This window comes from Bacteroides nordii, assembly GCF_019930665.1.
Lineage (GTDB): Bacteria > Bacteroidota > Bacteroidia > Bacteroidales > Bacteroidaceae > Bacteroides > Bacteroides nordii.
Genome location: NZ_CP082886.1, coordinates 999,988 through 1,016,626, shown reverse-complemented (window position 1 = coordinate 1,016,626; position 16,639 = coordinate 999,988). Strand labels below are relative to the sequence as shown.

Annotated in this window: 8 protein-coding genes; 1 reads left to right on the top strand and 7 read right to left on the bottom strand. The window is 40.2% G+C overall.

Annotated elements, in window-relative coordinates; translation table 11 throughout:
• Positions 1-94 precede the first annotated feature (94 nt).
• The 4 genes from K8P02_RS03855 to galB form a co-directional block, all read right to left on the bottom strand.
• On the bottom strand, positions 95-2,344 hold the full coding sequence (locus K8P02_RS03855; RefSeq protein ID WP_002561889.1) for a GH92 family glycosyl hydrolase: 2,250 nt from the start codon (positions 2,342-2,344) through the stop codon (positions 95-97).
• Positions 2,345-2,479: 135 nt separating this feature from the next.
• Positions 2,480-3,451 (bottom strand): glycoside hydrolase family 130 protein, encoded by a 972-nt coding sequence (locus K8P02_RS03850; RefSeq protein WP_025866909.1) that lies wholly within the window; start codon positions 3,449-3,451, stop codon positions 2,480-2,482.
• Positions 3,452-3,652: 201 nt separating this feature from the next.
• Positions 3,653-4,957, bottom strand: coding sequence for an MFS transporter (locus tag K8P02_RS03845; RefSeq protein ID WP_025866910.1), 1,305 nt, complete (start codon positions 4,955-4,957; stop codon positions 3,653-3,655).
• A 108-nt stretch (positions 4,958-5,065) separates the two neighbouring features.
• On the bottom strand, positions 5,066-7,564 hold the full coding sequence (gene galB / locus K8P02_RS03840) for a beta-galactosidase GalB (protein ID WP_044158072.1): 2,499 nt from the start codon (positions 7,562-7,564) through the stop codon (positions 5,066-5,068).
• 239 nt (positions 7,565-7,803) lie between these two features.
• Between galB and K8P02_RS03835 the strand changes: the two genes are divergently transcribed.
• Complete coding sequence (locus K8P02_RS03835; protein ID WP_025866912.1) at positions 7,804-10,179, top strand: beta-N-acetylhexosaminidase; 2,376 nt, start codon at positions 7,804-7,806, stop codon at positions 10,177-10,179.
• Between the two features lie 215 nt (positions 10,180-10,394).
• Here K8P02_RS03835 and K8P02_RS03830 read toward each other — a convergent pair whose 3' ends face one another.
• The 3 genes from K8P02_RS03830 to K8P02_RS03820 all read right to left on the bottom strand — a co-directional run bounded on the left by K8P02_RS03830 (position 10,395) and on the right by K8P02_RS03820 (position 16,622).
• Positions 10,395-11,576, bottom strand: a complete 1,182-nt coding sequence (locus K8P02_RS03830; protein ID WP_195448982.1) for a sialidase family protein — start codon at positions 11,574-11,576, stop codon at positions 10,395-10,397.
• Positions 11,577-11,707: 131 nt separating this feature from the next.
• A complete protein-coding gene (locus tag K8P02_RS03825; protein ID WP_007484749.1) occupies positions 11,708-14,773 on the bottom strand; it encodes a T9SS type A sorting domain-containing protein in 3,066 nt (1,021 codons plus the stop codon).
• Between the two features lie 82 nt (positions 14,774-14,855).
• A complete protein-coding gene (locus K8P02_RS03820; protein WP_195660737.1) occupies positions 14,856-16,622 on the bottom strand; it encodes a SusD/RagB family nutrient-binding outer membrane lipoprotein in 1,767 nt (588 codons plus the stop codon).
• Between the last annotated feature and the right edge of the window lie 17 nt (positions 16,623-16,639).

Sequence of the window (16,639 nt, the reverse complement as noted above, 5' to 3'; positions counted from 1 at the left end):
AAAAGTGCTAATAAAAACAAGACTGCCCTAACAAACAATGTCTGGACAGTCTCTCCTTTTTACCTTCATTACTAAACTAATTGGGGAAAAACATTTACCTGATAGAAAACTCTAACAACCCGCCGTGTACCAACTCCTCATGAGTGATACGGAAGCGGTTTATCTTTTTACCACCTATTTTTACATTATGAATATACAAAGCATCGGGTTTCTGACGGGTAGACTCTATCACAAGCTCACGTTCTTTGTACCATTTCGGATCAAGCCGGATGGTCACTTTATCAAAAACAGGAGTGGTAAGAGTATATTCCGGCAATCCCGGACAATCCGGGTAGAAACCTATCATATTAAAGATGGCCCAGGCAGACATCGTTCCCGTATCATCATTTCCGGGAATACCGTCCGGCTGAGTAGTGAAATACTTAGCCAATAAACGTTGTGTCTCCTTCTGCGTGCGCCATTCTTCTCCTTTAAAATAAGAGAATAAATAAGGATAGGCAATATCGGGTTCATTGGCAGGATCATAAAGACCTTCATCAAATATCATCTGCAGTTTGTTGATGAAAGACTTCTTCCCTCCCATCAACCGCGCCAGTCCATATACATCATGGGGCACATAGAATGTATAATTCCAGGAATTACCTTCATGAAAGCCGGGACTGGGTTCAAAGTTTTCACCTTCTTTCGGATTGAAGGGAGAATAAAAAGTTCCGTCAGGAAGTATGGGACGAAGCGTGCCAAACTCTTTACTGTAATAATGTTTATATCCTAATGAGCGATTGTAGAACAGTTTGGCATCCTCTTTCTTTCCCAAAGCACCGGCAAGCCGGGAAAGAGCGAAGTCTGCTATGTAATACTCCAATGCATGAGAAACCGAATTATCATACTGTTCGCGCAGAGGCACATAACCTTTAGACATATAATCGTCATTGTCCGGACGCATCAGATTCTCAGCACCGGGCAGAGTGGCCGATTTGTACATGGCTTCATAAGCCAGATTAATGTCAAAATCGCGTAAACCTTTCATCCAGGTATCTACAATCACGGGAATACTGGGATCTCCCTCCATTGTCAGCGTCTCACGACCATACAACTCCCATTTCGGAAGCCAGCCGTGTTCACGATACATATCAAGCATGGTACGTACCATGTCTATCTGCCGCTCCGGATAAACCAGCGTAAGCAACTGATGCACATTCCGATACGTATCCCACAAAGAGAATACCGTGTAACGATTGCCACTGGCAGTCATTATTTTATCGCTTTCCATAGCCGGATATTCTCCGTTGACATCCTGCAAAACATTGGGATGAATCAGCAAATGATACATGGCTGTATAGAAAACGGTTTTCTGATCTTCTGTCCCTCCCTCTACAAGAATACGGGATAAATCATCATTCCAGCGAGCACGGGCTTCTGCATGTACTTTCTCAAAATCCCGGCCTTCCTGCTCCTTGTTCAGATTGAGACGGGCGTTTTCTATACTTACAAAGGAAACACCCATTTCTACTTCTACCTGTTCACCGTCTTCGGTGTCGAATGAAAAAAAGGCACCGATATCATCTCCGGCGATCTCTTTTCCATATTTGGTATAAAGTTTATATTTACCATTATCCGGATCCCACTCGGCTTCAACACCGGTCATCGGACGCTGTTTCTTCCAATACCCTGTTTGCGAAGGGAGTTTGTTGACACGCATCACAAAATAGATAGGAAATACCGCCTGAGGATTATAACAGAAAGTGCCTAAGAGTTTAACTCCTTCTATCTCCTGGGCGTTCACCCGGCGAAGCATGGCACCCGATTCGTTGGTAAGCCCTTCACCCAAATTGAGTAATATATGACTCTTTCCTTCCGGAAATGTAAAACGGGTAACGCCCGTACGGGGGGTGGCAGTTACTTCAGTCTTCACATTGTATTTAGTCAGATAATTTGTGTAGTAACCCGGCGAAGCCTGCTCGTCTTTATAACGGCTTCCATATTCCTTGTAATCCACATTCAACTCTCCTGTGGTAGGCATTAACAAAAGAGAGCCCAACTCCGGACAACCCACTCCACTCAAATTTACATGGGAGTATCCGGTAAAAAAACAGTTATGATACTCATAAGGAGTAGACCACCAACGGGCGTCTTTATCATACTTGTTATCGGCGGAACCCATCACATTGAAAGGTACAACAGACATCATCCCATTCGGACAAACCGCTCCGGGATTTGTTGTACCAAAGTTGGTGGTACCAATAAAAGGATTCACATAATCAACAGGGGAAAGCTTCTCTCCACCTCCGGCAAAAGCCGGAAGCAGAAAGACAGCCAATGTGTAAGTCAATAAAAGTCGTTTCATTTATTTAATTGAAAGTTGAAAGGATCAAGAAAGATTGACGATTAGACAATTTACGATTTACGATTGAAGGAACTCTCTCTATTATATTCTCTCTAACTCTAACTTCTACTCTAACATCAATCGTAAAATCGTAAATCATCCAATGTTTGTTCTTTTTATAAATTCAATGATTTCGGAAATATAGCCAAAAGCAAGTCCCGTTACAGTATCGGCTGCTCCGTAGTATACGGCAACTCTCTCGCCATCCTGCAATGCTGCACAAGGGAATACAACATTAGGTACATCTCCCTGTAGCTCATAAGGTGCAGCAGGTGCAAGCAGATAATCACGGGTACGGTATAGCACTTTATCCGGATTATCTTTATCCAAGATAGCCGCTCCCATGGAATAACGGAAACCATTGCAGGTGGTAATTACTCCATGATAAAACATCAGCCAGCCTTCATCAACCAGGAAAGGAACCGAACCTGCACCGATCTTTGTACACTGCCATGCACTTTCAGGAAATGGAGTCACTTTCATCACATTGCGATGTTCTCCCCAATATTTCATATCCGGGCTATAGCTGATATAGATATCACCGAACGGAGTATGTCCATTATCGCTGGGACGACTCAACATGGCGTATTTTCCATTTATCTTCTGCGGGAAAAGTACCCCGTTGCGATTGAATGGAAGGAAAGCATTCTCGCACTGGAAAAACTCTTTGAAGTCAAACGTATATGCAATGCCGATAGTAGGACCATGATAGCCGTTGCACCAGGTAATCCAGTAACGATCCTCAATCCAGGTTACACGCGGATCATATTTATACTCCGACTCAATCATATCCGTATTGCCTGCCTTGAACTTTATAGGTTCGTGATTGATATCCCAATTGATGCCGTCCTTACTGAAACCGGCAAAGATATTCATTTGCACTGCCTTGTTGTCACAACGGAATACTCCGGCAAATCCATCCTCAAACGGCACTACGGCACTATTAAAAATACTGTTTGATGACGGAATGTGATAACGTCCGATAACAGGATTTTTTGAATAACGCCACATGGCATCTGTGCAACCAGCGGGACGTTCTTCCCAGGGCATATTAATTTTCTCGTTCATACTTTTCTTTATATTAATATATTAATGTTTAAGTAGCATTTCAAATTTAGTTCATACTATGACAGCGTTTTATTGAAACGCAGATGATCGCAGATTTTCGCAGATTAAATGACTGCGCTATACTTGAGCGATGATATACTTTGCGTGAATCTATGAGTTTCTGCGTTTCAATAATAATATCATATAATTTAGAACATTTACTTATTTCTTGGCGTCCGGATATGTAAACGGCACAAAATAGGTAATCAGGAAAGCCGGAATAGTAGCAAACAGGATAAAAATAAAGAAATCACGGTAACCCAACCAGTCACTGACAAACCCGCTGACCATTCCCGGAAGCATCACTCCCAGATTCATAATGCCGGAAGCAAAAGCATAGTGGGCCATTTGATGTTTTCCGGGAGCCACTTGTTGCATCATAAACAAGGTGAGCCCCACAAATCCAAACCCATATCCAAAATATTCTAATACAATAGCACCACCTATCAGCATTCCATTGGTAGGTTGATAAATAGCCAGCAACGTATAAGCCATAAAAGGCAGGTTGAAGATGCAACAAAGAGAAAACAGTGTTCTCTTCAAACCACGGTGCGAAATATAGTAACCGGCCAGTAAAGAACCTAATACAAAAGCTGCTGCTCCATATGTGCCATAATAAATGCCAATCTCCTGTTCGCTTAATCCTAATCCACCTATCTCTCTACCTGCTTTCAGAAACAACGGTACAATCTTCATCACAAATCCCTCGGCAAAACGATAGAGAATAATAAAAGCGATGTAATACCAGATATGCTTCTTCTTAAAGAAATCAAGGATGACTTCTACCAGTTTATTAAACGTTTCAGCAAATGAGGTCGCTTCGGTAGCAGCAGCTCCACCGGAAGGAAGCATCCGGGTATGATAGAGTCCCAACAATATCATCACAGCCGCCATAATGAACATGACAATCATCCAGGCATGTACGTTGGCTTCATACATCACTTCTCTGGAAGCTCCTTCCACCCCTCCAAAGTGTTTCACTAACCATCCGGCCAGGTAAACCAATCCACCGGAAGCTACAATCTTGGCTATATTATAAAAAGCACCCTGCCAACCGATATATTTAGCCTGATCCGGCTTACTGAGCTCAGTCATATAAACACCATCAGTAGCAATATCATGTGTAGCACCACTGAAAGCCACTACAGCCAACAGGGCTATGGAACAAGCAAAGAAATGAGGAAGCTGTAACGATAAGGCAACAAGCCCAAAACCTATTCCGGAAACAATCTGGGTGAGGACAACAAAGTACTTTTTCGTCTTAAACATTTCAAGAAAAGGACTCCAGAGAAACTTTAAAGTCCATGGTAACATAATCAACGAAGTCCAAAGGGCTATTTGTGCGTCGGAGATTTCCAGTCCTTTAAACATCAGAACGGATACCATATTCAATACGACAAAAGGCAACCCCATGGCAAAGTACACAGTAGGAACCCATGAAACAGGGTTAAAGGCTTTTTTATTCATCAATAAGTATTTTATCGGTTAACGATTATAATGCATTTGTATATAATACAACCGAAACCGATAAAATACTAACTTGTATATACTACTTTTTTTTAATTCCAACGCAAATTATTTACTTTCAACCGTAAGAGTTGCTTTCTTAAGTCCACTTCCTGTAGCTTCAAGAACAATGGCTCCGGCTTTATCGGTAGTTTGAATAATCGCTGTCATCATTCCACTAAATACTTTCATCCGGGGGATTTGGAAAGACTCCAAAGAAGCCGGATTTCCATTGGCACCGGCACAATACACGCCAGATCCTTTCACTTTGAAACGAATTTCATCAGTAGCTTCCGGGCATAGATTTCCATCTTTATCCACCACTTTTACCGTTACAAAGCAAAGGTCTTTTCCATCTGCCTGCAACATCCGGCGATCCGGGACCAGCTCTATGTGATGTGGCTTACCGGCTGTGTGTATTTCTTTCTCAGCCACAGCCTTCCCATTCTCATCGTAGGCAACTACTTTTACTGTGCCCGGTTCATATTTAGTGTCCATCCACATCAGACGGTAACGCTGCTGGCGTTTCAAACTCATCATCGAAACAGAATCGGCACTGTTGTATACTGTAACCGATAAATCTTTTGTGCGTTTACCCTGACTTTTGCCATTAATAAACAGTTCGGCCGAAGGATAATTGGTATAAACAAAAACCGGAGTCACCTCTCCCTCACGTCCTTTCCAGTTCCAATGGGGAAGGATATGCAATGTTTCTTTCTCTTTATTCCAATGGCTACGATACAGATAATAGCGATCTTTGGGCAATCCTGCCAGGTCAATTATACCAAACAAAGAAGAATGACTGGGCCAATCCGTATAATAAGGAGTGGGTTCACCTAAATAATCGAAACCGGTCCACACAAATTCGCCAATACAATAGGGTAAATCTTCGTGTTGTATAAAATCATCTTCCGGCAAATTAGACCATCCGCAATGTTCCACATCATAGGATGAAGATTGATGATCATCGTATTTCTTCATCCAGGTACGAGTAACCGGAAATTTATAAATTCCCCTTGAACTTACAGTAGAAGCCGTTTCGCTTCCTAAAATGATCTGCTGAGGTAATTTCTTGTAAGCCTCCTGATATTTATGGGGACGATAGTTAAATCCCGCCACATCCATTACTGCTGCCATATTATTATTTATCACAGCATCCGGAGCATCCATTCCCTGCGTCACAGGGCGAGTAGGATCTTCACGATGGCAAATATCCTGTAAATAACGGGAGAGCTTCGGACCACGATCCCCATTCCACTGGTCGGGTACTTCATTACCAACACACCACATCACTACACTGGGATTGTTGCGATAGTGACGCAGCACATTCACAAGATCTTTCTCTACCCACTGATCAAACTCCTTATGATAACCATTTTCACATTTAGCAGCCTTCCATTCATCAAAAGTTTCTACCATGAGCATCATTCCCATTTCGTCACAAGCTTTCACCAGTTCAGGAGCCGGCATGTTATGGGAAGTACGAATAGCATTACACCCCATATCTTTCAGAATACGTATCTGACGACGGATAGCAGCGTCATTCACAGCAGCACCCAACGGACCTAAATCATGGTGGTTACAGACACCTTTAAACACTGTTTTCTTTCCGTTCAGGAAAAAACCTTTATCGGGAATCACTTCAATAGAACGAATACCAAACGGAGTAACAGATTCATCTTTCAATGTATTACCCTCATATACCTTTGATTCGGCAATATACAAATAGGGAGTATCCGGGGTCCAAAGCATCGGTTTTTCAACCACAAACTCCTGACTGAATATCTGATTATCGAAATCAGTAAGCTGTTTACTCTCTTTACTGACCACCTTTCCATCTGCATCTTTTATTTCAGTAACAATACGGTAGGATGAAGGAGATTTGCCTTCCGGCATTACCCATGATGTATTCAAATGTACCCGTGCAAAGTTATCTTCTACCACCGGAGTAGTCAACTGCGTACCCCACATAGGGATATGTGCCTCTTCATTTACTATCAAATGTACATTTCTATAGAGCCCGGCACCCGGATACCAACGGGATGACTCCACTTCATTCTCCAGACGAACAGCCAGAGTGTTTTTACCTTCAGCATTCAGATAAGGAGTAACATCTAAATAAAATGTATTATAACCATATGGCCAATAACCTGCTTCTTTTCCATTCACATAAACACGTGCATGGCTCATAGCACCGTCAAAGACCAATGTAGCCTTTTTACCCTTCGCAAACGCAGGTGCTTCAAAATCCAACCGATACCAACCCACACCGACAAAAGGTAGTCCTCCCGTACGGCCGGCGTGCTCCATAGCTTCTTTCTGTCCATCTTGTGCTATTGCTACCTTCTGGCGATCATTCTGAATACTAAAAGGGCCATAAATAGCCCAGTCATGCGGAACCGTCACTTCTTGCCAACTACTATCATCATAATCATAGAGACTAAAATTCGCATCATCCGAACGAATAAACTTCCACCCTCTTTCAAAGGTATAACGGGTATGTACTGATGCTGTTTTATCAACCGCCCATATCATTTGGCCGTGTGTTAAAAAAAATAGTGCCAGCATAGCAGTAAATAAAGATTTTTTCATGGTATTTTAATTAAATGTAAAAAATAAAAGCTGTTTTAGGGTAGACAAATATATAGAAAACTAACTCAACAATCCTAATTTAAAACTCATAAAATAGTAGAAATCAATTATTTTAAAGCCAACAAAGAAATTAATGACTTTTAGGTTAGCACTACCCGCTTTATAATTGTATTATATAATAAAGGAATTATCAATAACCCATTAAATTACTACTTATGAGTTTATCGAAACACTTTTGCGGAATACTGTCCGCATCGTTATGTACCCTCATGCTAAGCATGACCTCTTGTCAGGAAAAAGGAAACAAAGAGCAATGTTCTCTCATTCCCCAACCTAATGAATTAAAAACAAATACAGGACATTTCGCATTCAACAATTCAACTGTTTTCTATGTATCTCCGGAATTAGATAAAAACAGCACTCCCATTATCGAATCCTTCAGTGAAAACCTGAACACAGTATCCGGATTTCAAACAGCAGTTCAACCTCTCAATGAGACCGAAACACTTTCCAAACAAAGCATTGTTTTCAAAACCAATGAAAAAATAGCTCCCGAAGGTTATGAACTCAATATACAACCCGACGAAATAATGATACAAGCGTCTGACCGCAGCGGAGTATTCTATGCCCTTCAGACATTAAAGCAATTATTACCAGTAGCCATTTACGGAAACGAGCCTGTTGCTGATACTCAGTGGACATTGCCTTGTGTAGAAATAAAAGATGCTCCACGCTTCGGCTATAGAGGTTTGCACATTGACGTAGCCCGTCATTTCTTTCCTAAAGAAGAGATGAAAAAGATACTCGACCTTATGGCTCTTCACAAACAAAACCAATTGCACTGGCACCTTACGGACGACCAGGGATGGCGCATTGAAATAAAGAAATATCCCCTTCTGACAGAGATAGGCAGTATCCGTAATAAAACGATGATACGCAAAGAATGGGAAAACTATGACACTACTCCATATGGCGGATTTTATACACAGGAAGATATAAAAGAGGTTGTAGAATATGCCAATGAACGTTGCATCAATGTTATTCCGGAAATAGACCTACCCGGCCATATGATGGCAGCATTGGCAGCTTACCCCAATTTAGGATGTACAGGTGGACCGTATGAAGTATCCGGCCAATGGGGTGTACGCGATGATGTATTATGTCCGGGCAAAGAAGAGACCTTTACTTTCATTGAAAATGTCTTAACAGAAGTCATGGAACTATTCCCTTCGGAATACATACACATCGGCGGGGATGAATGTCCCAAAGCACGTTGGGAGAAATGTCCCAGATGTCAAGCACGCATCAAAGCTGAAGGATTGAAAGCCAATGAAAAACATAAAGCCGAGTTCTTCCTGCAAAGTTATGTTACTGCCCGTGTTGAGAAGTTTTTGAATGATCATGGACGGAAAATTATCGGTTGGGATGAAATCTTAGAAGGTGAACTGGCACCTAACGCCACTGTTATGTCATGGCGTGGAATGGATGGTGGTATCGAAGCAGCCCGTTTGAAACACCCTGTCATCATGACTCCTAACAACTATGTATACCTGGATTACTATCCGACCATGAATACACAGGATGAGCCTTTAGCCATCGGCGGATACAACCCTGTCGAAAAGGTATATTCATTGGAACCGGTTCCTGCCGTACTCAACGAACAGGAGCGTGCTTACATTATCGGAGCACAAGGTAATCTGTGGACAGAATATATATTGAGCAATGAACAGTTGGAATACATGTTACTCCCCCGCCTGGCTGCGTTAAGTGAAGTACAATGGACACAACCTGCAAATAAAAGCTGGGAACGTTTTCAAAACAGCCTCAGCCACATTATATCTATTTATAATGTAATGGGTGTGAATTATGGAAAGCATATTTATGAAATAGCAGCAAAATATGATGTACCTACTGCTTCTGAAGGCAAAGTAGTAGTAACTCTATCGACACTGGGAGACTCACCTATGTATTATACACTGGACGGAAGTCAGCCTACAGAAGAAAGTACCCGTTATACCCGACCAATAGCAATTTCCAAAAGCTGTGTGTTACAGGCAATCGTAGTAAGAGACAATGTGAAAACCCGTACATTCAAGAAAGAATTCAATTTCAACAAAGCAACCGGTAAACTGGCAACTCTGGCAACTACTCCAACAGAGAAATATACATTTGCCGGAGCTTCCATCCTTACAGACGGCCTACGTGGAGATTTCAACTACAGCACAGGTTATTGGATGGGATTCATGGATGAACCAATGGATATTACCATTGATTTGGGAAAAGCAACTCCTGTATCTTCTGTCAAAGTGGGAGCTATGATACAATTTGGTGAATATATCTTCCCGCCCACAAAGATTACCGTATGGACAGCTACCGGAAAAAATGGTGAATTTATCAAGCAGGGAGAGACAGATATTCCCGTTGCTACAACTGATGTTAAAGATGGACTGGCAGAGTATAGTTGTCAGTTTAAGGAAGTAGAAGCTGACCGTATACGGATATTGGTAAATACAACTTCCTCTATCCCTGATTGGCATGGTGCACACACGGAGAAGGCACACATGTTTATAGATGAAGTTATAGTAGAATAAATGTTCTTTTATGATTATAGAACGATCATAAAGTAATGATAATCAAGCAACACAAAAGTACGTACTTTTGTGTTGCTAAAATACGTATTTAACGCACTGTTAATATGCATTTTAAGTCACTGTTAAAATACTAATTTTACAATCAAAGAAATCCATAAGATAATCTCACCTTAAAGTATATCCTGTTTTTATATCCAGGTTTGTAACGATTTAAATCAGTTTTCACTCATAAGCCAACTCAATGTAAAACGAACAAACCAAAGTTTAAAGCCATCAGCGCCCGGCAATGAATCATCCCATTTACCTTCTTCCACTACAATGCCAATAGTTCCGTCCGGCAACACCGTCATTGATGAATAAGCTGATAATCCGGATAATATTGTTTTCTTTACCGGCCAGGTTCTTCCTTCATCATAACTTAAAAGAACAGAAACATTTTGTCGGATGCGGTTATCATCGGGGATAGAATGAAGAATTATATTTTTAAGGGCACCTTCTTTTGTGGTAGAGTATCGCATAATATCGCCATTACAAGCCGGATCCTGAATATCTGACTGCAAGTATGATTTTCCCCATGTCATTCCTCTATCCTGAGATATACAAAATTTACGGACTCCTTTTTCCCTATTACGAATACTCATTAAAATATCACCATTATTCAGTTCTATTAGTTTGGCTTCATCACCATTATTATCGGCTGCATTCTCTGAAACCTTCCAGGTACTTCCACCATCATCAGAATAACAGACATAATTACTTAATGGCCCCCCCCAATCAGATGTAGTTCTTACAGCTATACAAAACATAATCCGGCCATCCTGTAACTGTAAAGCTCTTCCGGAAGAGGCAAAAGCCCCATACCAGTATCTTCTAATTTTATCAGGGCAGTCTTTTCCATAAATTTGCGAAGTGATATCCACAGGAGCATTCCACGTTTTACCATTATCAACACTTTTAGAAATATTAATTCTCATCAGATTATTCTCCCCCGATTGCCATAATCCATTACCGGAAGCAAAAATACAAAGTAAATGTCCGGTCCTCTTATCCAATACAATAGCCGGATCTCCGCAACCAACAGTCGTTCCTTCACCTGCTATTGTCACAGTTTCTGACCATGTTTTACCATTATCCTCACTCCGGCGGGACACTACATCTATATGTGCCGGAAGGTCATTTATTTTATCCCAACGCCTGTCTGCCACTACTACCAAAGAACCATCAGCTGCCGTTACAATTCCCGGAATGCGATAAAAGCGGGAGCCGCCATCTCCCATATCAAATAAAAGAACACGTTCCTCCAAGGGGATAGAAGGGTTGAAAGTAAAACCGTTACAAGGAAGAACAACCAGAAAGAGAAATAGCCCAATTATAAATATGTTTTTTACTTTTCTCATAATTAGTATATTCATAAAATAAAAAAAAGATTGCCCGAAGTGGAATATTCCACACAGCGAACTTTTACGTTCACTGTATTTTCGGGCAATCTATCAATTATAGATTCTTATATTTAATATAAAAAAGACCTTTACTGTTTAAGTAACTTCTGACTGCGAATTACATTGTTATATTCCATTTTTACAATATAAACACCAGATGTCAGTTCTGCCACATTCAAACTCTCCGGATTACCAATCACATATTTAACCAATTGTCCTGTAGTTGTATAAATCCAAGCTCTTTCTACATCCTGGAAGAATATTACATTCTCTGCAGGATCCATCCAGCATTTTGAGAAACCAGCATATCCTTCTTTTATATTCTCAACACCTGAAGGAGGAGTAGTCGGATCTTCATCTCTTACACGATCCGGTTCGTCAGCTTCTCCCTGATCATGCAAATCAGGAGCAACAGGACGTTGAGGATTATCACCTGTAATTTCTACACCGAAGTCAATAGAAAATCCTTTAGCAGTTTGTCCGCAAGGACCAGGGTGTGCAAACCATGCATCAGAGAATACAACACGAAGACGACTCTTTCCAACAGCAGCATCAGCAGGAATCGTAAATTCTTTTGTGTATCCAACAGTTTCGAATTCGGGCGTACCCTTCCTTACAGTACCTAAGTCAAACAATAATTCATCACCATCCGGTTCAAATGAATCACTCTTATCCAAATCCATATAACCTTTTGCAAAACAGAAGCGTAACCCGTCAACTTTAGACAATGTACTTGTATCGTAAGCTTTGAAAGACAATGTAATGGTTTGTCCTTGTTTTACTTTTAACACATGATCAGTAGCATTCACATATTGAGTTCCGTCCGGTTGAGGAGCACTTGCATGGTAATCTAAATTCTGGTCAGCACCAGTTGTAGTAAATGATTCAACATAACGTTGTTCACGGGCAATATCAACTCCTTCGGCCGCAGGATTTACAACAGATTCACAATATGTATTATCTTTTGGTGCAGGCAAATTAGGAGATGTAGAGCGTTCTACTTTCACCCACTGTATTGGAGAATAGGTCTTGAAGTCAACAGATGCTGAGCGTACTCCAACATAAGGTTCATCACTATCTCCTTCAAAAACAATATTACCAGCAAATCCAGACCATCCGGTTGTACGTGCTATCTCTGAGATCTTACCGTTTTCGCCATTTTTATACATGATCTCAAAATGATCTATATTAGCTTCATCATTATAAAGTAATCCCCAGTTTGCACGGCTGAAATTAAGACCTGTAGGATCTACCGCCCAATTCAATTTCAATGAAAGAGACTTGGTCGTTTCTTCTTTTACCTCAACAACTAAACTGTTAGATTTTATATTAGCAGGAGTAGCAATACGACTATCACTCAATTCTAACTTACCAACCAACATGTTATAATTACCAGCATATGCACCTTTCACACGGAATCCTATGTATTCTATAACATCATTAGAAGAAAAACCTGCTAAAGCGATCTGTTTCTCTTCCCATGTTGGGCCATTAGTTTCACCAACTGCATACTCAAACCATTGGTCATTATTTTCTTTCTTTAATATCACATATAAACGTGAAGGTTCTGTACCTGTTGCACCTGATTTCAAAGCAACTTTGACTACAGGATCTGTACCTGACACTTTTAACTTAGAACGATAGAGAACAATATCCGTACCGTTGTCCGTTGAAGAACCTTCCAAACGTAAGGCAGACCCACCAATATAAGCATCTTCATGAGTAAATGAAGGTTGAATTTTTGTAGAAACAGTTGTAGTACCCGCATCATACACCAACCAACGATAAGTAGGAACTACGTCCTGTGCCCCTATATTATACCAACTGGCAAAAGTTTTCTTTCCTTTATAGTTATAACGTTCTCCATTACCTAAAGAGAAGAATGTATTGAAAGGAAGATCTCCCTGAATAGCCGTACGTTCAGGAATAAAAGTTGCTAATCCACAAAAACTTTCTAAGGGCTCTTTGTCTCCATCCTGTTCCCAATTATTTCCTGTATTGGAAACTGGCAATAAATTGGCCGGATTTCTGTTACCTCCGGAAAAAGTTCTTTCTAATAATTTCTGATAATTAGACTGAAATTCCATAGATGTAGCACCCACATTATAACTCATAAAACGACTCTGACCGTGTTCGCCCCATAAGCATACTCCAGCTTTTTTGGCTGATTCATTTTCGTTCAAAGCGCTCCAGCGTCTATCCATGCTAACAATCCAAACTCCAGTATATACTCCATCGGCATTCCCATAATTTGCTTCGGCAATATCAACCGAGGACCCAATTCCATAAGAAAAGTCACCACCAGCATAATTAAGCATCAAATCAGCGGTTTTGCCTGTCTCTTTTGTTCCATACAATGCGTCAACATAGCGTTGGCTAAGTGTAGAATTAGATGTATAAATACCAATATGGAAATTTTTAAATCCTTCCCGCTCAGCTATTTTATACAATTCTTTATGGAAAGCCATTACATCAGCATCAGCATAACCGGTATCTTCCCAGTTATAATTGATACCATCTGTTCCAAAAAACATTAAACAGTTAATAAATGCTTCGGCATATTTAAAAGATCCGTCTGGATTTTTCGCGGTTATCATTTCTCTGTACTTCGCAGACTCACTTCCGGGTGTCCAACTTTCAAAGAACTTAATTCCACTAAAAATATCCGTACCGTTCTTATGAGCAGCATCTACCCACGAACCTGGTGCCTGAAATAAACCATGGTTCCATGATCCGAATAAATTTGTATAATTCCACATAGAATATGTATCATCACTGAATGTAGAACTTGGATACCCACCAATTGCTTTACCAACTCCCATTGGAATATTCATCCACAAATTACGGTTTTCGTATATATTCGGATATAAGTTTTTACTTTTATCTTTCAAAATAGCTCGTGGACGTACATGAGAACGTGCAAACTCTAAATCAATCAAATTGAATCCTGCTGCTTCAAATTCCGCCTCGGTTGGATATTTACGTCCATTTTCCTGAGCAGTCAAAAACAGCTCCAACATTTCCCTATCATTGAAAGGGGTAAAATCAAATAATTCCGTTGAAGCAGAAGGTGGTATATCTCCTTCAGCCATTACCGGCGTTCCCCACGATAAACAGCACACAGCTGCCATACATGCCAATGTAATTCTTTTCATAATAAAAAAATTTAAATTATACAATCGGTATCCGGATGGTACTTTTCATAGTACCATCCTTTTACTTTAAAATCACTCCATATTAAAAATTGGGTTTATCAATATCCCACCATAAACGCGTAGCCTGTACATCACTACCTCCCAAAGCTTTCAATCCGGTATCATTTATATCCTGTTTAATAGCGTCCGTATCTCCCGGATAAGGCATTCTGCGAAGTAAATCTCCTTGTTTTAAGCTTCTATCACCATCTTCAACATTCAACACAGGAAATAACTTAGGATACCCTGTACGACGTAATTCACTCCATGCTTCATATGAATATGGGAAAAGAGAAATATATTTTTGAGTTATAATTTTTTCCAACTTCGTTTCAAGGTCATCGCCTTCATTCCACTTCACACCTATTTTTGTGACACTAACCATATTATTAGCATCATCCATCGGATCTTCATACACATAAGCAACCGGTGTATCTAAAGATTTATATTCAGGTAGTTTTGTAGCGTACCGACTCCCCAATGCCCTGTTTTCTACATCGGCATTATCAATACCACGTTCATAAAGTACTTGTGCACTTTCTCCCATATTCCAGCCACGTATCGCTCCTTCAGCTCTTAAAAAATCAACTTCTGAAAGTTTCATAAAATAAAGTGGAGCCATAGCTATGTAAGAACTGCCAATACGAGAATATGCAATACGAGGATTATTATCATAAGATTGTCCGGGTATCATACGCACACCCGCACGTAAACCTACAACGCGCGTATTTGCTGCAAGTATTTTATTATTATCATCACGATTGACTAACGGATTAGAGTTCTTCTCAAACAAATAAGTTGTATATGGGTGTTTCAGGCTCATCAACAGGCTCTCAAAAGAAGCGTTCAGACGAGTATCCCCCCATGTCTGAGAAATCTCAAGCAAAGGATTCGAAAATCCGACAAACATAGGATCCAAAGCTATTTCTTGTGACAACTTTTCAACAACACCAGCTTCTATGGCTTCTTCTGCCCATTTTCTTGATCTTTCAGGATTAACTTTTACTGTACGCATAGCCATTCTCAGCTTTAATGAATTGGCAAAACGATCCCATGTATCAATTTTCCAATCGGTTGTTATTGCATCATAACTCATCAATAACTTATCCACCTTTTTCTTATACCATTCCGGACGCTGTGGATAGTGCTTAAAGCAAGCAGATATGGTGTCAATATTATCAACGATTGTTGCGTAAATTTCAGATAATGTATTATAAGTAAACGGATGCTCCTCCTTGTTCTCTTTATAATTTATATATGGAAAAGGTCCGTATATATCAGCCATTTCTTGGGAAGCATAATCGTATAATAAAAGTGCAATTGCTTTTATCTCAGGAATAGAATCAATATCCGGATGATTCAGCATAGGTGTCAGATTATTTTTGGTAATTGTAAACGAACCATTAGGACCGGAATTAAAATCTCTGTTTACGTAATAAGTAGACGCTATGCGACCATCGAAATTATGTGGAAGACATAAATATCCTGCGTAATTATCAACTCCCAGACTGAATTGATATTGATACGCATGGCCACCGGGCATATTCCCCTCTTTTCCTCCACGCATACTATATTGAGCAGTCAATAATTGTCCAAATGTTCTACTTAATGCAGTTTCAGCTTTTGCAAATCCTTCCTCACTGATTTCTTTATGATAATCAATCAAATCTGCCTGACCATGATATACGACATCATCTTTAAGTTCATCATTTCCGGTAAATTCATCTCCCGGAATATCAAAATCCAAACAAGATTGTAGTCCAAACGTGGCAAATACTGCACACGCAACTGATAATATATATTTTTTCATAATTGTCATTTTTAACG